Consider the following 20,557-nt stretch of genomic DNA (forward strand, 5'->3'; position numbering starts at 1 on the left):
CCCCGTTTATGCCATAAACGGGGGCTGATTTTTTTCGTTTGCTTCAAAATACACTTTCAATGTGTGTCAAACCAGCTGCAGCTTCGCCAAAAGCTGATCTTTGGAAACCAAACCAACGCTGCGTGCACTTTCTTTTCCTTCACGCAGGCACACCACAGTAGGAATGCTCATCACCCCAAACTGTTGGGCCAAATCCGGCTGCTCGTCCACATTTACCTTGCAGACCTTCCATTCAGAGTGCTCCTGTGCAATCTGCTCTACCACAGGCGCCAGCATCCGGCACGGACCGCACCAGGAAGCCCAGAAATCTACCAGAACAACTCCTTTTTCTGTTTCCTGTACAAAATTTTGTTTGGTCAAATCTAAAGCCATAACCAAGACCTCCTTGTCTTATATATACTATACCACACAAGTACAGATTATACAAGAGATGTTTCATGGCAATAAAAAAGCCGGCAAAGCCGGCTTTTTTATTACTTACCATTTAAAAGCTGATTCAAGTTTTCCAGCAATGCATCCGAGAGGGTCGTTTCATGGGCCACCGAATCCTCCGAAGACGCTTTGGTGGCAGCAGACTGCTCCACAGCGGCAGTTCTGGGCTCTATCATCTGGGGAATCGGAGCATCATAAGGAATAATAACCGGCTCCTGCGGCACTGCTGTACTGCGCTTGACTGTGCTGGCAGGTGTGCGGCGAATCCGTGGCATTTGCTCCGGAGCCGGCGCACTTTGGGTGGCAGGTTCTTCAGGGAAAGCCGTGTATGGTTGAGAGAACGAAGCGACCGGTGTAACCGGCGTAGGAGACGGAACATACTCCTCTTCCCACTGTTGCGGCTGAAGTTCTCTCTGTTCGGGATAGGACGGTGTGTGCGGCACAGAATCATCAAAAGGTGCGAACGGCATCGCGGTCGGGCGATGCAAATGTCCTGTTACCGGCTGCTGAACCACCTGCTGCCGGTCGTAAGGGTATTGGGTTGTCTGTGCGCGGCGCCGTTCTTTTTCCTGTTCCTGAGAAACACGACGATAAAGCGCTTCGTTCCACTGAGCATCCCGCGCCTGCTGCGTCTGTCCGGAACCCGAAACAACACCAGCCCGCGCCCTGCGCAAGTCTTCCCGCGCCAACGCATCGTAATATTGATCCTTCTGTTCTTCTTCGCAGCGAACTCGCTCCAGGGAAGCACGGTACCGCGCCTCGTCAAACGGCTCCTGCGTGCCCGTATAAGCCGATGCAACCGGCTGATCTGTTGTCTGCCCAGCCCTTGGCGGCGGCGCATAATGCGGCACAGGCGTCTGCTGGGGATAATTCTGCATTTGCACGCCCAGCTTCTCCAAATCTCTTTGGGTGTTTTCCAAAGCTGCCGCAATTCCATCGGTCGCTTTCAACAGCTCATTGGAGGCGGACACAATTTCCTCGTTCACATGGGCAAGCTGCGATTTCAGCACCAAAACGCTGGCGGCAATACTGTCTGCCGATTCGGACATCTTGGCTTTCAGCAAAGTTTTCTCCTCATTGGCTTTTGCCAGAATCAATGCAGCCTGACTGTCGGCCTGATCCAGTTTGACCTGCGCTTTCGCCTGTGCTTCCTTAACCAAATCATCCGCTTTCACTTTTGCCTTTTCCAGAACAAGCTTCGCCTGCGCCGCCAGCTGCTCCCGTTCACTGAGAGCCGTCTTCTGCTTTGCCTCGTACACGCGGATGCTCTCTTCCAGCTTGGCAATTTTATCTGTCAGGCCGGTATTCTCCTGACGCAGCTGCTCCAGTTCCTTTTCACGCGCAAGAAGGCGCTGACGGAACGCAGACGCATCCGAAGACGACTTTCTCAGCTCTTGCTGAAGCTGATCCGCCTGCTTTGCCGCAGACTCTGCTCGTGCCTTTTCCGTTTCCAGCTGCACGCATACATCTTTGGTACGGTTCAAAAACGTTTCGTGCTCCTGCTGCAGACTGGCCAGCTTTCCCTCTGCGGTCTGCTGTTCCTGCAAAGAGGCACTCAGTTCTTTTTGAAGTTTTTCAATGGTCTCCCCCAGCGCTTTTGCCTTTTCGGCGTTGGCAGCTGAAATGCGCTCAATATAGCTCAGAACTTCTACACGATTGAAGCCGAACAATTCTCCGCGAAAAACCTTTTGTCCTTCAGAATCCTGCGTTTTATCCGACAACAGAGCGCACCTCCCCTCACATAAGCTTTATACGGCAAAAAGCGGGGCCGTTGGCCCCGCTTTTCTCTTTCTAATTAATTATTGCGGTTATTCAGCATGTTGAGAATATCATCGAAATAGTTGTCCGGTTCTTCCTGAATCGGAGCCGGAGCCGGCGCGGGTACCGCTTCGGGCGCCTGAACAGGAGCTGCTTGAGCAACTTCGACCGGCTGCTGAACCGGCGCAGCCGCCTGAGGAACCGGTGCCTGAACAGGGGTTTTCTCGCTGACAAATGTATAGTTTCCGCCATATGCACCTGCGCTCTCAGGTACAGCAGCACCATCATTCTGCGCGCCAACGTCAAAACCCGTCGCCACAACCGTGATGACCATTTCATCTTTCAGGGTCTCGTCAAACGCAGCACCCCAGATAATGTTTGCTTCCGGATGCGCGGAATTGGTAACCAGCGTAGCCGCCTTCTCCACGTCGTCCAGACCAATGTCCGGCGAAGAAGTGATGTTGATGATTACGCCGCGGGCACCGGCAATGCTTGTCTCCAAAAGGGGACTCGAAATTGCCGCATTGGCAGCATCTTCTGCTTTATTGACGCCTTTCGCCGAACCGACACCCATGTGTGCATAGCCAGCATCTTTCATGATGCTGCGCACGTCCGCGAAGTCCAGGTTAATAAACGCGGCCACATTGATCAGCGAAGAAATGCTTTCCACGCCCTGACGCAGCACATTGTCCGCCGCTTCAAAAGCGTTCATCAGGGTGATTTTTTCCTGGCTGATCAATTTCAGGCGCTCGTTCGGAATTACAATCAGAGAATCGACGCGATCCAACAGGCCGTTGATGCCGATCTCCGCCATGCTCATTTTGCGTTTGCCCTCAAAAGCGAAGGGTTTGGTTACAATGCCAACCGTCAGGATGCCCAGTTCTTTGGCGACCTCTGCCACGACCGGCGCCGCACCCGTTCCGGTGCCGCCGCCCATACCGGCTGTAATAAACGCCATCTGTGCGCCCTTCAAAGCCTGTGCGATTTCGTCACGGCTCTCTTCTGCACTGCGCTGGCCAACTTCAGGATCGGCACCTGCGCCGCGGCCTTTGGTCAGCTTTGCGCCCAACTGCACTTTTTGCGTGGCTTTCGAATTATAAAGTGCCTGTTGGTCGGTGTTCATGCTGATAAACTCAACACCGCGCAAACCACTCTGCACCATGCGGTTCACAGCGTTTCCGCCGCCGCCGCCGACACCTACGACCTTAATATTTGTTATATTCTGCAGTTCTTCATCGAGGATGAACGCCACGAGAATTCCCCCTAAAAGACAATTTTAGTATTATACATTATATATTACCATACCAGATTTTCCGCGAAAATTCAATAGTATTTCTCAGAAAGTCTAAAAAACAAGCGGTTACAACGAACCGGAGCGCCAGATTGCCTGTCCGCGTCCGTCCTCATTCCGGCTGCTGACATCCAACGTCCCCCGATCCTCTTCCGTCAACCCGTCCTCCGTCTGTCCGGGTGTGACAAGCCGCCAGGCCCAGTTGATTTTATAATCCAGATCATTGACGGTTCCCAGCACGATCCGTATGCGTGAATCGTACAGGAAGCTGATCTCATAAAGGTCCGATACATTGATCTCGGTAATCGGCGTAAGTCCCTGTGCCTGCGCTTTGGAAAGCACCTGCTGCATTGCCCCCAGCTTGTCCGGTTCCGTAAGCACCAGAGGCTGTCCCGGAGAAGGAGCATCCGCCACCGCGCCCTGTACCTGAATGAGGCCCTCCGGCGCCGCGCTGTCGATGCGCAAAACCTTCAGACTGCTGCTGCACACAACCCAACCGGCATCACTGCTGACCGCACAGTACTCCACTGCAGGGGTCACTTCAATGATCACAGTATCCGGCAGTCGCCTTTGAATTTCCACTGTTTCCAAATAGGGCAGTGCCTGTAAAATACTGGCCGCACTGTCATCCGGTGAAAAGCCGAACATATTCTCTCCCACCGGCTGCCCAAATGCCGCCACGATCTGGTCATCCGTATACGCGGTGCCGCCCTCCGGCTGCTGAACGCTGACCGTTTTGATTTTAAACAACGCGGCAGCGGAAACAACCACACCAGCCGCCAAAGCCGCCGTCACAAAGATTCCCGCCAGAAGATAACGTATTCTGCGGCGTCTGCGCGCCTGCCCCGGGGTCAGCTCCCGTTTTTTCTTCCGTGCAGTCCGCTTGGCAACTTTTTTTCTGGGCGGGACCGTTCCCTGACGTGCCGCTCTTTGATCTGCCTGCTGATCGTACAGCGGTGCGCGCGGCTTCAGCGGCACCTCCTGCTGCGGAGCCGCGTGCCATTCTCGCTGGCGAACTGCCCCTCTGGGCGACTGCTGTCCCCTGTTGGAAGAACTGCTCATTCCGCCCGCAGGTCTTCCGTTTCGCGGCAAGGGTGGAGAAGCAGCTTGTGCCGTACGCGTTCTTCTTCGTGCAGCATCGTCCACTTCGTTGACAAAAGGAGCCGGTTCTCTGGCTTTTGGCCGCTCCGACGCAGGCGACTGATAGTCGTAAGCCGGACGCGAAGGCGATGGGCTCGGTGCGGAACCGGTTGCCCGATCGTAATCATACACCGGGCGCGAGGGTTCCTGACGCGAACGCGTCTCTTCCTGACGATGATAATCATAAACCGGACGCGAAGGCTGTGTATGCCTTCCGGAAGATCTCGTCGCCTGGTCATAATCGTACACCGGACGCGAAGGCGAAGGCCGATGCGTTTGCGGTTGCCGGCTGAATACCGATTTTTGTGTTTTTTTATCGGCCAACGCCTTCACCTCCCAATTTTATAAATTTTCGTCCCAATCGCGAACGGGAACAATCTTCGCACCTAACGCGCCGAAAAGCGCAGGCAAATCTTCATAGCCACGCATGATATGGCCTGTTGCCGTCAGGAAGCTTTCCCCTTCAGCCTGCAGTGCAGCAATGACCAATGCCGCCCCACCCCGAAGGTCCGGTGCGCAAAGACGTGCCGCATGAAGCGCCGGCACACCATGGACATACAGTGTTCGCCCGGAAACGTTCACACTTCCACCCAAGGCGGAAAAGCCTTCCGCACAGGAAAAGCGATTTTCAAAAATGGTATCTGTAATCGCGGTCTCCCCCCGCGCACGCAGCAGAGCCGCTCCCATCAACGGCGCTGCATCTGTGGGGAACGCTGGATGCACATCCGTAAAAAGCGATTCCACACCGCTTGCCCGGCCACAGCTTGAAATGGCAAGCGATCTTGGTCCACAGGAAAGAATGGCACATCCCGCACGGCGCAAAATGCGTGTCACCGGCAGCAAATCGTCGTTGCACGTATTGTTCAAAAGAACCTCTCCGCCGCATCCGGCTACCGCACAAAGCACCGTCGCCGCCGTAATCCGGTCCGGACACGGACGGAACTGCGTGCCACTGAGAAAATCCCGGCCCATGATATGAAGCGTGCGCGACCCCGCACCGGTGATGCACGCCCCTGCGCTTTGCAAAAAGCGAATGAGATCCCGCACTTCCGGTTCCACCGCCACGCCGCGCAGCACGGTTTCACCCCGGGCACAGACAGCCGCCATCAAAAGCGTCTCCGTCGCTCCTACGCTGGGAAATCGCAAAGAGATCTGTGCGCCACGCAGCCCATTGGGAGCGGTCACTTCCAAGGCGTTTCCTGCCTGACGAATCTGTGCGCCCATATCTGCGAGGCCTTTCAAATGCAAATCAATCGGGCGCGCGCCCAGACGACACCCGCCCGGAGTGTAGATCAACGCTCTTCCTGTACGCACCACAAGAGGCGCCAGGTAAAAGACCGATGATCGCATTGCACGCATGCACTCTTCCGGAACGGCACTGCCAAGTTCTGCCCCCTGCGTAATGGAAAGCGTTCTGCCTTTACGGCGCACTGTACACCCGAGGCTCTGCAGAATTCGACGGGACGCGGCAACGTCAGAGAGATTGGGAACGTCCGACAAAGTCACTGTACCATTGCACAGGAGCGAAGCCGCCATCAGGGGCAGAACGCTGTTTTTGGCGCCTGGAATCCGCACACTTCCGAACAAACTTTCTCCGCCGCTGATTTTCCAAGTATCCATACCAAGCCCTCCGTTCCGGTGTTTCCTCTCACTGTTCGATGAGAACATTCCATCCTATGTGAAAGAGGGCTTTTGTGTGAAAACTTCTGCTATTTAATGTTTTTCAAATGGGGTTCCAGCGTTTTCCATATTTTTTCAAGAGAATCCGGCTGCGAAAGCGCTTTTGCCTTCACGCCCATTTCCATCAGTTTTGCCGGATCCCGGGTCAATCCGTCCACAATTTCGATCAGCTTTTCACCTGTAAGATTTTTTTCTTCCACCACTACAGCCGCACCCAGTTTCTGCAGCTGCATTGCGTTGTGATACTGATGGTTTTCCGCCACATTGGGAGATGGGATCAGCACAGAGGCCCGTCCCATCGCCGCAATTTCCGCCAGCGTCAGCGCACCGGCCCTGCTGATAACCAGATCGGCCGCCGCCAAAAGGCGCGGCATATCGTCGATGTACTCCCGAATGACAAAACGAGGATCGCCGTCAATTTTCTTCTGCGCACTGAGTTTTGCAAAATCATCCTTTTCGATGCTTCCGGTGGCATGAATATGATAAAAATTCTTCTGTTCCAGTTCCCACTGGGCCAAATCAGCCACCACTTCATTCACGCGCTGAGCGCCCAGGCTTCCGCCGAAGGACAAGATCATAATCCGATTTGCAGAAAGCCCCAACGCCTGTCGAGCCGAGGTTCTGTCCTGGGTATAAATCTCCGCGCGCACGGGGTTTCCTACCACAACCGTTTTGTCCGCAGCGCCCAGGCGCTCCACTGCGTCGGGCATGGCAGCAAACACGACGTCTACGCTCTTTGCCAAAATTTTATTGGTGACACCCGGGAATGCATTCTGCTCATGGATTGCCGTCAAAATCCCTTTCCGGGCCGCAGCCTGCACAATGGGGCCGCTTACGTATCCTCCCGCCCCAATCACCAAATCCGGCTGAACTTCTTTCAAGATTGCATTGGCACGCGGCGCGCTCAAAGCCAGGTGATAAAGCGCCACCACATTTCGCGCCACGTTTTTGGGCGTAAGACGCCTCTGAATTCCATTCACTTCAATGGGGTGAAAAGCATAGCCCGCCTTGGTAACAAGACCGTACTCCATGCCTTTTCTTCGGCCTGCAAAATGAATTTCCGCATCCGGGCAATGCGCGCGGATCACACTTGCCATCGCCAAAGCCGGATTGATATGACCGGCGGTTCCGCCGGCAGCGATCAGGACTTTCATAAAAAACCTCCGCTCAAAACAGCATCAGCGCCCATGCCAAAATACACATGGACGCTCTGCTTATTTCTGTTTCATTGTTCCGCATCTGATGAAATTTGTCAAGTTTTTCTCCCGCTTCCCTCTCTGGACACGCTCAGCACAACACCCATCTCGCCCAGCAGCATCAGCAACGATGTGCCGCCATAGGAAAAAAACGGAAGGCTGATGCCGGTGTTTGGAATGGTGTTGGTCACTACGCCGATGTTCAGCACCGCCTGTAAAATAACCTGCACCATAATGCCGACCACCAGCATGGAACCGAACTTATCTTTGGCCGTATAAGCGATGTAAAGGCCTCGCAGCAGCAATGCGATGAACAAAAAAATGACCAACAATGCGCCGATAAAACCAAGTTCTTCGCAAATCACCGAAAAAATAAAATCGTTGTGCGGTTCCGGAAGATACAAATGTTTCTGCCGGGAATTTCCGATTCCCAGGCCGGTGAGGCCGCCGGAACTGATGGCATAAAGGCTTTGAATCGTCTGATGGCCGCTTCCCAGAGAATCCAACCACGGATTCTGCCATGTCTCGATGCGTTCCAGCGCATACGGGACCAGATCCGGCTTAAAAACGACCGCTCCCGCAACGCCTGCCACGGCACCGAGCACCGCCAGCACGAACCAGATAATTCCCGTACCGCCCACAAACATCATGGACGCGCCGATTCCCATGATCAGCACTGTACCGGAAAGATGCGGCTCCATCAGCATCAAACCCGCGATAATGATCAGAATTACCGCAAACGGAAGCACACCATATGAAAATTTCTTCATACGCTTGTGGTTGATGGAGATAATGTGCGCAAACAGCACAATGACTGCAAATTTGGCCACCTCAGACGGCTGAAGCGTTCCCAGGCTGGGAATAACGATCCACCGACGGGCGCCGTTCAGCGGTTCCATGAACAAAACGATCACCAGAAGTGCCAGCGCGCCCAGCATCAACGGCCAGGCGAAACGGTGCAGAATGTGGTAGTCGATTTTATACCCCACAAAAAACATGACGATTACGCCACCGAACGCAAAAATTGCCTGCTGCCGGATAAATTTGAAACTGTCATCAAAACGATACAGCGCCGTAGCATAGCTTGCGCTGAACACCATGACCAATCCAAACGCAACCAGAATCAACACGATAATGGCAAACGGCCAATCAATCGTGCCTGCATCGGCGCGAAAAAAAGCCACTTTTTTCTTCAGTGTCTTTGCAGCATCCGGCATACTGCCACCTCCATCTTTCGGGCGCCGCTCAATACAGGTACACAAACAGGCAGCCCAACACTACACCGATGAAGCAAACCAGACTGAACACCGCCACAATTTTGATTTCGCTCCAGCCACACATCTCAAAATGATGATGGATGGGGCTCATTTTAAAAATGCGTTTTCCATGTGTCAACTTAAAATAGCTCACTTGCAGCATAACGCTGAAAGCTTCCACCAGATAGATAACACCCAGGAACAAGAGCAATTCCGGACGCCCCATGCAATACGCCGCAGAAACCACTGCACCGCCCAGGAACATGCTTCCCGTATCCCCCATAAACGTTTTGGCCGGATAAAAGTTCCAAGCCAAAAAGCCGCCGCAGCCACCGGCAACCGCAGCCGAAAACACTGCGATGCTAGTTTGGCCCAACATGCTGGAAATAAACAAAAATCCAAGCATGGAAACAAAGGTAACGCTGGATGCCAGACCGTCAATTCCATCCGTCAGATTGACCGCATTGACCATACCGATGACGAGCAGGAAAGAGATGGGGTAAAAGAAATATCCCAGATCCACCAGTCCAAACAGCGGCAACGTCACCATTGTGCTCAATGTTCCGTTTAAGTGCAGCGACATGAGGAATGCGCCGGTAATCAAAATCTGCGCAACAATTTTAGCGCGTGCGCGCAAACCGAGATTCCGCTTTTTTACTACTTTGATGTAATCGTCCACGAATCCGACCAGACCAAACGCAAAGCTGGTCAAAACCGCAATAAACAGCGCAACGCTCTGCTGTGAAGCAAAATCGCCCAAAACCTTCGGTGCGCCCAGTGCCAGCGCCGCATAGCCGGCAACCACGCCGCAAAGCACACCCAGATAGAAGGTCAACCCGCCCATTGTCGGCGTTCCGTTTTTTCCAGCATGCCAAGTTGGCCCGATTTCCTTGATCGTCTGGCCAAAATGAAGTTTGCGCAGTGCCGGAACAATGAGCAGTCCTGAAGCAGCCGTGATCAGCATCGCACCGAAAGCGGCTGTCAAAAACGCGAATTTTTCCATGATTTACACTCTCCTGCGATTTTATCCTGAACCCCTGTTGTATTCTGGAACTGTTTGTAAAAACCTTCCAAAATCGTTTCCAGCGCCATGCCGTGGCTGGCCTTTACCAGCAGCGCATCCCCGGCTTTGACCTGAGAAAGAAGCCGCGCCAAGACCTCGGCTTTGTCACTGCAGTGAACCGCATTCACACCCAGTTGTGAGGCGCGGCGGGAAATGTCCTGTGCCGCTTCGCCCACAGTCAGCAGCCAATCCACGCCCGCCTGAGCAGCCATCACGCCCACGCTTTCATGCGCCTGCTGAGAAATTTCTCCCAATTCAAACATATCGCCCAAAACCGCGATTCTCCGGCCGCACACCGGATAATCCGCCAGCGTGCGCAGCGCCGCTTTCATGCTGTCGGGGCTTGCATTGTAGCAATCTTCAATCACCGTAACTCCGCAATGCTGCACCACATTCTGACGATGGCCGGTGGTGGAGTAATTGGCAAGTGCCTGCGCGGCTCTTTCGGGGTCCAGACCCAAACGGGTGGCGAGCGCATAGGCACTGAGAGCATCCGCTACATTGTGCTCTCCCATCGCGGGAATAAACGCCGGAAAAGAGCCGAACTCTTTGTCGCAAATGGTAAAGTGTGTTCCCTTTTCATCCCCCTGGATTCCCACAGCGCGGACATCCGCATCTGTATGGACCGCAAAGGTCACCCGACGCAGCCGCTGCGGCACCTTTGCCACCGAAAGCAGATCGTTGTCTGCATTGATGACCAGCGGAGCGCCATCCGGCATGCCGTCACAAATTTCCATTTTCGCTTTTAAAATATTTTCCCGCGTTCCCAGGGATTCCAGATGCGACTGACCCACCCAAGTGATGATTCCGCCTGCAGGACGTACCGCCAGCGTCAATTTTTCAATCTCACCCAGCGCTTGCATTCCCATTTCCACAACGCCGTAACGAATGGTCGAATCCAGGCGAAACAAAGTTTTGGGAACACCGATCTCATTGTTCTGGTTTCCCTCAGTTTTCAATGTGCTGCCGAAAGCGGAGCACACCGCATAGCAAAACTCTTTTGTTGTGGTCTTCCCTACGCTTCCGGTAACACCCAGCAGAAGCGGAGAAAAGTGTTCCCGATAATTGGCGCCCATCTGAATCATCGCATCCAGCGGATCTTTTACAAGAATTCGCTTTTCCTGCGGAACGCCCTCCACGTCGTGCTGGCACAAAATGCCGGCCGCGCCTTTCTGCAGTGCTGCCAAAGCGAAATCGTGGCCGTCCACGCGTTCTCCTTTGATGCACACGAACAGCGTCCCGGGTGCGGCTTCCCTGCTGTCTGTAATCACACCCGTGATCTGCGGATTATCCGAAAAGCTTCCCAGATCTTTGCAAAGTTCGTTTGCCAGGATTGGCTGCATAACCGTTCCTCCCCATGACGAAAGCTCAGCGCTTTTCCGTCAGTTGATGTTGGGTGAGCCAGTCGCGTACAATGCGGTGCTCATCCAGATAGATGGTCACACCGTCGATGGCCTGATAGTCCTCGTGTCCTTTTCCGCACAGGGCAAGCACATCGCCGGGACGAAGCATCGCAAGCGCTTTTTGAAGAGCGGTCCGGCGCTCCACCTCCACAAGGTAGGGCTTTCCGGAACGCTTCAGCACCGGCTCAACGTCCCCTATTATATCATACGGATTTTCCTTGCGGGGATTATCAGATGTCAAAATCGCAAAATCAGCATACTTGACAACAGCTTCTCCCATCAGGGGACGTTTTTTGGCATCCCGTTCACCTGCACATCCGAACAGAACGATCAGCCGCCCCTTGGCAAAAGGAGCCAGGCCGGACAACACTTTCTCAATGGCGTCTCCCGTGTGGGCAAAGTCGCACAAAATGGTAAATTCTCCATTGTAAAGCACTTCGCAACGCCCGCGAACGCCGCGCGTATTGGTCAGAGCTTTGGCCGCCGTGTGCGGCTCAATTTTCAAAGCAATCGCGGCAGCAGCGGCAGCCAGCGCATTGTGAACAGAATAATCACCGGGCATCGGGAATTTCACGCGCTGGATAAAACCACGTCCAACCATTTCAAAGCGAACGCCCGACGCAGAAAATTCCACGTTGCGGGCAGTGTAGTCCGCCTCATCGTCATGAGAGGAAAACGTGATGACATTCGGAACCGAAACCTCTTTCAACAAGCGCTTTCCATACTCATCGTCCAGATTGACCACCATGGTTTCCACTTGCGCGAACAGACTTTTCTTTGCCGTGAAATAATTCTCAAAGCTGCCGTGGTAATCCAAATGATCCTGCGTCAGGTTCGTGAAAACTCCCACCTCAAAGTGCAGTCCCCACAGACGCATCTGGTCCAAAGCTTGACTGCTCGCCTCCATGACCACAAAGGAACAGCCCGCCTTTTCCATGCGTGCCATCAACGCGGCCAGATCCCACGCTTCGGGCGTCGTAAACTTGGCCGGCACTTCCATCGTATCAATTTCTGTATGAATCGTTCCGATCAGTCCTGCCTTGTAACCTGCCTGCTCCAAAATCTGCTTGATCAAAGTGGTGACAGTCGTCTTTCCATTGGTGCCGGTCACCGCCACAATGCGCAGCCGGTCGGCGGGGCGGCCGAAAAAGTTCTGGCACAAAACCGCATACGCCTTTCGCCCATTTTCCACCTGCACCTCATTGGCAAGTCCCAGGGGGCTCTCTGTAACAATACAGCACGCGCCCGCTTCCAATGCTTTCTGTGCATAAGCATGACCGTCAAAACTTCTGCCGCGGCTGCATACGAAGACAGCGCCCGGAGCAACTTTTCTCGAGTCCTGCGTAACAAGGCTCACCTGGGCCTCAGGCAGTTTCCCCTGATAGGCCACGCCCTCAAACAATTGTTCCAAATTCATAAAAACGCCTCCTTCAGCCGGCGTCTCCTTTGCAAGAGACGCCTTTGCGTTTTATCAGTCCGTAGCAGATGTATCGTGGAATTCCACTTCCACCACGGTGCCCATTTCTACTTCTGTGCCGGGTTCAATTCTCTGAAGTGCTGCCACGACCGTGCCGGAAGACTCATCGTTGGTACCTGTGATACTGATGTTTAATCCTGCTGCCTCCAGCATTTCCGTCGCAACGCGAATGCTCTGCCCAACCACATTTGGAACCTGAACCATCGTTCCGGTCGCACCTTCATCCGTGTACAAAATAATCGTTGACTGACGATTGACACTGATTCCGGCCGCCGGATACTGATAGGTTACCGTTGTGCCGGACCCTACGATCTTACCGTTGAACCCTGCATTGTGAAGCGTACTCAGCGCATTATTCGCCAGCGCACCGACCACATCCGGAACCGGGCTGGCCACAACTGCCAACTCTTCTTCGGTGTATTCCGGCTCGAAGCCCAGATACGGAAGCGTCTCGCTGAGAATGTTCTGAACCACCGGACCTGCCAGAGAACCGCCATAGGTACTGCCGGTGGGGCTGTTCGGATTATCCAGAACAATCAGGACTGCAATCTCCGGATCATCCGCCGGTGCAAAGCCAACGAACGAAGCAATGTAAGTCTGCTCATCGTCCTCACCGCTGAGGCCTTGGTTTTTCTGACTGGTACCGGATTTTCCGCCCACGCGGTAGCCCGGAACATGCGCATTCTTGCCGTGGCCGTTGTCTACACTGTCTTCCAGAATGCTGCAAATGGTCTGGCTTGTGGTTTCACTGATAACCTGACGTTTGACCGTAGTGCCAATGGTCTCCACAATATTGCCGTCAGAATCCAGCACCTGGCGCACCACATGCGGCTGTACCAAATTGCCGCCGTTGACCGCCGCGGAAATCGCAGTGATCATTGCAATAGGCGTCACAGCACTGGTCTGACCGAATGCGGAAGATGCCAGAGAAACCGCCGTCATGTTTTCACGGCTGACGGTCTGGCTGACCGCCTCATCGTACATATCGATTCCCGTTCGCTCCGTAAATCCGAACGCCTGCAGATAATCGCAGAATGTATCAGCGCCCATCTGCCAGCCCAATTGAATGAAATACGGGTTACAGGAGTTGTCCAGGCCCTGCGCCAGGTTCAAAACGCCATGGCCGCTGTGCTCCGCGCAATTCATATACACGTCCGGGTTGCTGGCTACTTTGATGCGCCCGGTGCACGCTTCGAAAGTCGTATCCACGGTTGCCTTGCCGGAATCCAGTGCAGCCGATGCAGTGATCACCTTGAAAACAGAACCCGGGAACAAGATATCCGAGACCGCCCGGTTGCGCCACATGCTCTGCCACGCCGCCTGAAGCTGCTTATTCTGCTCAGTTGTATCCTCAATCGCCGCAATCTGATTGGCCAGCTCCGTATCATACAGCGTATAGGGATCGTTCAGATTGAAGTCCGGCTCTGTTGCCATTCCGTAAATCTCGCCGGTATTGACATTCATCACGATGCCCATGCCGCGTTCTACGTTGTGTTCCACCACTGCATTGTACAGATATTTTTCAAGGCAGCTTTGAATCGTCTCGTCAATGGTCGTGACAAGGCTGTAGCCGTCCTGAGCATCGTACTTGGCCTGATAGTTGTTATTGGCCAGCTCGTATCCCCATGCGTTCTCCGTGGACAGAATGCGGCCTTCTACCCCTTTCAGCGTTTCGTTGTAGTAAAGTTCCAGCCCCGTGACGCCGTTGCCGTCCACATTGGTGAAGCCCAAAACACTGGACGCCAGATTTCCATAGGGGTAATACCGTTTGCTGGTCTGCGTCAGATAAATTCCGGTGATGGGATGGTCCTCGTTGCCCTCTGTGTTGTTGTATTCATCCATCCAGGAGGTAATGGCATCCGCGACCGGCTTTTCCACCTTGCGCTTGATCAGCACATAGTTGGAATCCGGGTTTTCCATAAGCTTTGTAACAAGCTCTGTCTCATCCATCTCCAAAATCTGGCTGAGGTTTCGGGCCACCGTATCAATATCGGTGCCGTAGGTTGCCATATCTCTGGTGGACGCAGTCACATCCCACACGGTCGCACTGCGCGCCAGCACTTTCATGTTGGTATCATAAATCACGCCGCGGTTCGGGGTAATGGTCTCGTCTTTCAACTGCTGGTCTTCCGCCTGTTCCGCATACCCCTTCTCGTCGATCACCTGGAGATTGAACAGGTTGAAAATCAGCAGGCAGGAAAACAGTGCAAAAAATCCCGCCACGATTCCGGCGCGCACGCGCATGCCAAAACTGACGCTGCTTTGCGGCTTGGTTGGCGGGTTGTTGCCGTCCTCATTAAGTTGTTGGCGTTTGTCAGGCCCTTTCATAGTCTCTCCTTATTTTAATGTATTATAACGGAGAAAAAGAATTATCACTGGCCTGTCGCTTTTAACACAATCAAGCCAGTGATAAATATCTATTTCACTATGGCGCGATGTATTCCACAAAGCTCAGGATTCCCTGCGACACATCGCTTGCCAACTGTCCCAGGCCCGTTTTGTACCGAACAATGGTGTTTTCCTCATCTCCGTCGACATACGTAATCTGAGAGCGATCCAGTGCCACCAGACCCAGCTGGCTCGTGGCATACTCCTGCACGCTCTTCATATTGGTTTTCATTTCCATCTGACTTGTCAGATAGTCGTAATCGCTGTTCAAATCATCCAGAACACTGCTCTGGCTGTCGATTGCTGCGCCCAGTTCCGTAACTTTCGCCTGAGAATACAGCAGGCTGCATACCAGCGCCAGGAAAAGCGCTGCCAGCGCCACTGCTTTGATCCAGCGCAGGCGTTTCAAAGAAAGGGAACGCTTGGCTTTCGGATTCTTGACCACTTTCAACTCCCTGCGGGAACGTTCCTCGCGGGGAGCAAATGTATTCAAATCATAAACAGTTGCCGTCTGCATGGCAACCGCCTCCTCTCAATTGACTTTACAGCTTCTCGATCACGCGAAGCTTGGCGCTGCGCGCTCTTCGGTTTTGTGCCTGCTCCTGCGCGTCCGCCTCAATCGGTTTTTTGGTGATCAGCTTGGCTTTCGCCTTGCCGCCACACACACAAACCGGGAATTCCGGCGGGCAGGTGCAGGCCGTTGCCCACAGCCGGAATCTTTGTTTCACGAGCCGGTCTTCCAGCGAATGGAACGTAATGATGCAAAAGCGGCCTCCCGGGCGCAATGCATTAAAGATCACATCCATCCCCTGGCTGAGTGCATCCAGCTCCCCGTTCACTGCAATGCGCAACGCCTGAAAACTTCTTCGTGCCGGATTTTTATCCTTCCGGCGAACGGCAGGCGGCACCGCAGAGGCAATCGTCTGCATCAGCTGGGAAGTGGTCAAAATTGGTTCTTTTTCACGTTGCAACACAATTTTTCCGGCAATTTGCCACGCATACGGCTCCTCGCCGTACTCCTTGAGAATGCGCGCGAGTTCCTCCCGCGTTTCATGATTCACAAGATCCGCCGCAGTCGGGCCGCTCTGACTCATCCGCATATCCAGAGGCGCTTCGCCCTGATATGAAAAGCCACGAGAAATTTCATCCAGCTGGTGAGAAGAAACGCCCAAATCCAGCAAAGCACCATCCAGCCCCTCAACGCCCAACTGCGCCAGCGCCTGATCGGCATAGCGGAAATTCATTTGCACAACGGTGGCGGGCAGGCCCGCCAGACGTTCTTTTGCAACAGCGACGGCATCCGGGTCCTGATCCAGACTGATCAGCCTGCCTGTATCCAGACGCATCGCGATTTCTCTTGAGTGCCCTGCCCCGCCCGCAGTTCCGTCAAGGTATGTGCCGTCCGGTTGGATGGCGAGTCCCTCAAGGCATTCCGCGAGGAGGACAGGGATATGGTGAAAGCTCACTGCTTATAACCCCATTTCCAAAAGCGCAGCTTCTAATTTGGCATTGTCCACTGTATCCACAGCCGCATGCCATGCCTGCGTGTTCCAAATCTCCGCATGGTCTCCCACTCCGATGATGGTGACCTCTTTGTCCAGCTTGGCGTGGTCCCGATGTCCGCCGGGCAAAAGGATTCGCCCCTGCTTGTCAGGCTGCACCACAATTCCGGATGCAAACAGGTAGCTGACGATCAAACGATTTTTAATGCCGGCCAGCGCCTTCAACTTTTCCGCCTGTTCCTGCCATTTTTCGGTCGGGTAGGCGACCAGGCAGTTGTCCAGCCAGCGGGCCACGACAAAACTTTCTCCCATCTCTTCCCGGAACTTGGCCGGAAAGTTCAGGCGGCCTTTCTCGTCGATTGCGTAATTGTATTCGCCCATCAACATCTTCGGTCACCGCCCTTTTCAAAAAAGCTGTCTAAAATTACCCACTTTAACCCATTTCTACCCATTTACAGTATTTATTATAGGATAAACAGCCCCTAATTGCAACCTATTTTCTGTGAAAATGAAAGTTTCTTTTTAGAATTCACACGCACCCATGTGTTTCTTTTTATGGCCGAAAAAGAAAGCGGCCCATGCCCGCCAGGGATTCCCATGGCGGGCAAAAGGCCGCTGTACAGCAATGATTCATTTACAAATTCAGGGGGGTCAATCTTCGTTTTCTTCGCTTTCCTCCACCGACTCAGGAGGTGTTTCTGAATAGACGATTCCAAAAATATGTTTTAAATTTTCCAGAATGCTTGTCAGATTTTGTGCCATACCGCCCCATCCTTCCCTTTTTGAACTTCCTTGCTTATTATACGTTTTTCACGCCCAAAAAGTTGCATTAAAACGAAATTTTACAAAAATTGTAAGAATTTCGATACAACTTTCTTTTGAAATGTTTCCAAGGAACAAGAGAATGGCTGCTGCGAAGGCCATCACAGCAAAAAGAGCCGGCGGCACCGGCTCTTCTGGAGTCATCCCAATACTTTTCTTGCAATATCTACGGACTGTTTTGCATCCCTCGCGTAAAAATCCGCGCCGATGCTTTCGGCATATTCCGGCGTGAGGACCGCGCCTCCCACCATGATTTTACAGGGAAGCCCTGCCTGATGCAGCGCTTCAATGGTCTGTGCCATGCTGGGCAGCGTTGTGGTCATCAAAGCACTCAAACCCACCAGACGGACATTGTTGCTTCGGGCCGCCTCTACAACCCTCTCCGGCGGCACATCTCTGCCAAGGTCGATCATCTCGTAGCCGTAATTTTCCAAAATTACTTTTACGATGTTTTTTCCAATGTCGTGGATATCTCCCTTGACTGTAGCAATCACGATTTTGCCCTTACTGGCTCCTTTTGTTCCCTCTGAGATGATTTTTTCTTTCACTTCGTCAAACGCAGCCTGCGCAGCACCTGCAGACTGGAGAAGCTGCGGCAGAAAGAGCGTCCCCTTCTCAAAGCGTTCTCCCACGGAATCCAGAGCCGGGATCAAAATTTGATTGACCAGTTCCTGAGGCGGCATGCTCTTCAGTTTTTCTCTGGCGGCGTGTGCAGCCTGCGAGCGAAGCCCCTGCACAATCGCATCATATAACTCCGGTGCCCGTGCATCCCCTGCAGCAGGCTGCGGTGCCTTACCGGCGTACTGTGCAATATACCGGGTTGATTCCGGATCAAGATTATACAGCACCTCAAAACTCGCCACAGCCGCCATCATCGCCTGTGAATTGGGATTCAGAATCGGCATATCCAACCCATGTGCCAGCGCCAACGTCAAAAAGCTGGTATTCACCTGCTCCCGGCAAGGCAGACCAAAGGAAATGTTGGATACTCCCAGAACGGTTTTTACGCCCAGGCGTTCTTTGACCATCTGTACAGCGCGCAATGTCTCCCGCACAGCCTGCTGCTGCGCACTTGCTGTCAGGGTCAGGCAGTCAATGAATACATCTTCCCGCGGGATGCCTGCCGAACAGGCCGCCTCGACAATTCTTTTTGCCAAAGCAAACCGTTCCTCGGCCCGTTCCGGAATGCCATGCTCGTCCAACGTCAGACCAACAACGGCCGCGCCATATTTTTTGCAAACAGGCAGAATCGCTTCCAACACCGCCTCTTCCGCATTCACCGAGTTCACGATGGCCTTTCCGTTGTAAACCCGCAGTCCCGCCTCCAACACGTCCGCCCGGGTGGAATCCAGCTGCAAAGGCAGATCCGTTACTGACTGAATCGTCTTGACCGCACGGCGCATCATCTCTGCTTCATCGATTCCCGGAAGTCCCACGTTTACATCCAGAATGCGGGCGCCCGCATTGGCTTGTTCAATGGCCTGCTCCGCGATATAATCCAGATCTCCCTCGCGCAAAGCTGCCTGAAACCGCTTTTTCCCGGTCGGGTTGATTCGTTCTCCAATAACCGTTACCCGATCGATCTCCACCAGTTCGGTCGGCGTACAAACGCAGCTTCTGGCAGTCACTTCACGCTGTTTCGGACATTTTTGGCCAAAATACTCCGCCAGGTGTTGAATGTAATCCGGCGTAGTCCCACAGCACCCGCCAACCGCCGAAATTCCAAGAGCTTCATAGCACGCCATTTCATCGCAGAATTGCCGCGGCGAAATATCATATGCACCCGTCGCCGGATCCGGAAGCCCCGCATTGGGCTTGATGAACACCGGCAGGGTCGTGGAACTGCAAAGTCGCTTTGCCAAAGGAAAAATCTCACGCGGACCAAGCGAACAGTTGATGCCGACCGCATCTGCCCCCAACCCCTGTGCTACAAGCGCAAGCGACTCCACCGTACACCCGGTAAATGTCCTTCCTCTCTCTTCAAAGCTCATGGAAACAAGCACCGGCAGGCTTGTATTTTCCCTTGCCGCCAAAATGGCCGCCTTCACCTCATACAAATCCGTCATCGTTTCAATCAGGATTCCCTGCGCGCCGGCCTGTTCGCCCGCCACCATCTCCTGACGGAAAATGTCATACGCTTCTTCAAAGCCGAGCGTTCCCACTGGTTCCAGAAGTTCGCCAATCGGCCCTACATCCAACAAAACCCGGCATTCACTTCCCCGGCATGCAGATTTGGCACAGCCGACGGAAGCAGCGATGACCTGCTCAACTGTATATCCGCAGCCCGAAAGTTTTTTTCTGTTCGCACCAAAAGTGTTGGCACAAATCCAGTCCGAACCGCTTTCCACATACATACGGCCAATCCGCTCAACGATTTCCGGCTGCTCAATGCTCAGCACATCCGGCTGGCGGCCCAGTTCCAGACCACTTTTCTGCAGCATTGTTCCCATGGCGCCATCCAAAATGGTGTACCGGTCCTTTTTAAACACTTCAGACACAGGTTTTCCCCTCTTTCCTTTTGGTACATTTCTCGCGCAGTGCACAGTGTTCACAGCCGGCAAGTCTTCCCGTTACCGGATGAGGCGCAACGCCACAAAGCGCAGTAATGCTTTTCCGCGGCGTCAGAAGATGTGTCTCGGTTGCCATCAATCCGATTCTTCTCGGCGTATCCAGCAACGCGAGAAGACCGTTTTGCACCCGGATGGGATAATCTCCATACCCCGGCGAAAAGCGGCCAGTCAGGAAAAGTCCCTGCGCTTCCAGCTGGTCTCGGAGCTGCTGTTCCAGATTCTGTGCCAAAGACTCGACACCTACCGAGGCGGCTGCGTCCACCGCCACCGCCAGGGCCATGTTTTGAAACTCCATACGCTGAATCAGGCAGTCTGTCTCACGCCCCAGAGTACATGCGATTGCCACCAGCTCCGAACACCCCTGCAAATGCATCTCAATATCCCGTCCAAGCAGGAGCGGGCGCAGGCGCTCACAGGGCATTCTTTGATAGGTTGCGCGCGGGACCGCTGCTTTTTGAACGCATTCTGCAGCCTGTCGGGCCAAATCCCGGATTGCCTGATCCTTTGTCCCCTGTGCGCCCAACATCCGGAGCACTTCTTCGAGATCGATTTCAAAGCTTAAATTCAGCTTCATGCATG

Annotated in this window: 16 protein-coding genes; all 16 read right to left on the reverse strand. The window is 53.7% G+C overall.

The annotated features are described in order from the left end of the window. Positions 1 to 66 precede the first annotated feature (66 nt). On the reverse strand, positions 67 to 372 hold the full coding sequence (gene trxA / locus ACKTS9_RS02785; RefSeq protein WP_349214346.1) for a thioredoxin: 306 nt from the start codon (positions 370 to 372) through the stop codon (positions 67 to 69). Positions 373 to 473: 101 nt separating this feature from the next. Next, positions 474 to 2,153 (reverse strand): hypothetical protein, encoded by a 1,680-nt coding sequence (locus ACKTS9_RS02790; RefSeq protein ID WP_349214344.1) that lies wholly within the window; start codon positions 2,151 to 2,153, stop codon positions 474 to 476. 74 nt (positions 2,154 to 2,227) lie between these two features. Continuing rightward, positions 2,228 to 3,442 (reverse strand): cell division protein FtsZ, encoded by a 1,215-nt coding sequence (ftsZ, locus tag ACKTS9_RS02795; protein WP_349215056.1) that lies wholly within the window; start codon positions 3,440 to 3,442, stop codon positions 2,228 to 2,230. 108 nt (positions 3,443 to 3,550) lie between these two features. Beyond that, entirely contained in the window at positions 3,551 to 4,945 is a 1,395-nt protein-coding gene (locus ACKTS9_RS02800) for a cell division protein FtsQ/DivIB (RefSeq protein WP_407878820.1), read from the reverse strand. Positions 4,946 to 4,963: 18 nt separating this feature from the next. Further along, on the reverse strand, positions 4,964 to 6,241 hold the full coding sequence (gene murA / locus ACKTS9_RS02805; RefSeq protein WP_349215058.1) for a UDP-N-acetylglucosamine 1-carboxyvinyltransferase: 1,278 nt from the start codon (positions 6,239 to 6,241) through the stop codon (positions 4,964 to 4,966). Between the two features lie 89 nt (positions 6,242 to 6,330). Then, the gene (gene murG, locus ACKTS9_RS02810) at positions 6,331 to 7,455 is read right to left on the reverse strand and encodes an undecaprenyldiphospho-muramoylpentapeptide beta-N-acetylglucosaminyltransferase (RefSeq protein ID WP_349215059.1); all 1,125 of its coding nucleotides are present in this window, start codon (positions 7,453 to 7,455) and stop codon (positions 6,331 to 6,333) included. 98 nt (positions 7,456 to 7,553) lie between these two features. Beyond that, the gene (gene ftsW / locus ACKTS9_RS02815) at positions 7,554 to 8,714 is read right to left on the reverse strand and encodes a putative lipid II flippase FtsW (protein ID WP_349215060.1); all 1,161 of its coding nucleotides are present in this window, start codon (positions 8,712 to 8,714) and stop codon (positions 7,554 to 7,556) included. A gap of 28 nt (positions 8,715 to 8,742) precedes the next feature. Next, the gene (mraY, locus tag ACKTS9_RS02820) at positions 8,743 to 9,756 is read right to left on the reverse strand and encodes a phospho-N-acetylmuramoyl-pentapeptide-transferase (RefSeq protein ID WP_349215061.1); all 1,014 of its coding nucleotides are present in this window, start codon (positions 9,754 to 9,756) and stop codon (positions 8,743 to 8,745) included. After that, entirely contained in the window at positions 9,735 to 11,159 is a 1,425-nt protein-coding gene (locus ACKTS9_RS02825) for a UDP-N-acetylmuramoyl-tripeptide--D-alanyl-D-alanine ligase (protein WP_349215062.1), read from the reverse strand. Before ACKTS9_RS02825 ends, mraY begins: the two co-directional genes overlap by 22 nt. 25 nt (positions 11,160 to 11,184) lie before the next feature. Continuing rightward, entirely contained in the window at positions 11,185 to 12,636 is a 1,452-nt protein-coding gene (locus tag ACKTS9_RS02830; RefSeq protein ID WP_349215063.1) for a UDP-N-acetylmuramoyl-L-alanyl-D-glutamate--2,6-diaminopimelate ligase, read from the reverse strand. 54 nt (positions 12,637 to 12,690) lie between these two features. Next, positions 12,691 to 15,024: a penicillin-binding transpeptidase domain-containing protein gene (locus tag ACKTS9_RS02835; RefSeq protein WP_349215064.1), complete on the reverse strand. Its 2,334-nt coding sequence runs from the start codon at positions 15,022 to 15,024 to the stop codon at positions 12,691 to 12,693. A 97-nt stretch (positions 15,025 to 15,121) separates the two neighbouring features. Next, positions 15,122 to 15,601 (reverse strand): hypothetical protein, encoded by a 480-nt coding sequence (locus tag ACKTS9_RS02840; protein ID WP_407878826.1) that lies wholly within the window; start codon positions 15,599 to 15,601, stop codon positions 15,122 to 15,124. A 25-nt stretch (positions 15,602 to 15,626) separates the two neighbouring features. Then, positions 15,627 to 16,550, reverse strand: coding sequence for a 16S rRNA (cytosine(1402)-N(4))-methyltransferase RsmH (gene rsmH, locus ACKTS9_RS02845; RefSeq protein ID WP_407878828.1), 924 nt, complete (start codon positions 16,548 to 16,550; stop codon positions 15,627 to 15,629). Positions 16,551 to 16,553: 3 nt separating this feature from the next. Continuing rightward, positions 16,554 to 16,973: a division/cell wall cluster transcriptional repressor MraZ gene (gene mraZ, locus ACKTS9_RS02850; RefSeq protein WP_349215067.1), complete on the reverse strand. Its 420-nt coding sequence runs from the start codon at positions 16,971 to 16,973 to the stop codon at positions 16,554 to 16,556. Between the two features lie 575 nt (positions 16,974 to 17,548). Beyond that, positions 17,549 to 19,906, reverse strand: coding sequence for a homocysteine S-methyltransferase family protein (locus tag ACKTS9_RS02855; protein ID WP_407878831.1), 2,358 nt, complete (start codon positions 19,904 to 19,906; stop codon positions 17,549 to 17,551). Further along, positions 19,899 to 20,552, reverse strand: coding sequence for a methionine synthase (locus tag ACKTS9_RS02860; RefSeq protein ID WP_407878833.1), 654 nt, complete (start codon positions 20,550 to 20,552; stop codon positions 19,899 to 19,901). Before ACKTS9_RS02860 ends, ACKTS9_RS02855 begins: the two co-directional genes overlap by 8 nt. Positions 20,553 to 20,557: the final 5 nt, after the last annotated feature.

The organism is Owariibacterium komagatae (assembly GCF_045865535.1).
GTDB classification, from domain to species: domain Bacteria; phylum Bacillota; class Clostridia; order Oscillospirales; family Ruminococcaceae; genus Ruthenibacterium; species Ruthenibacterium komagatae.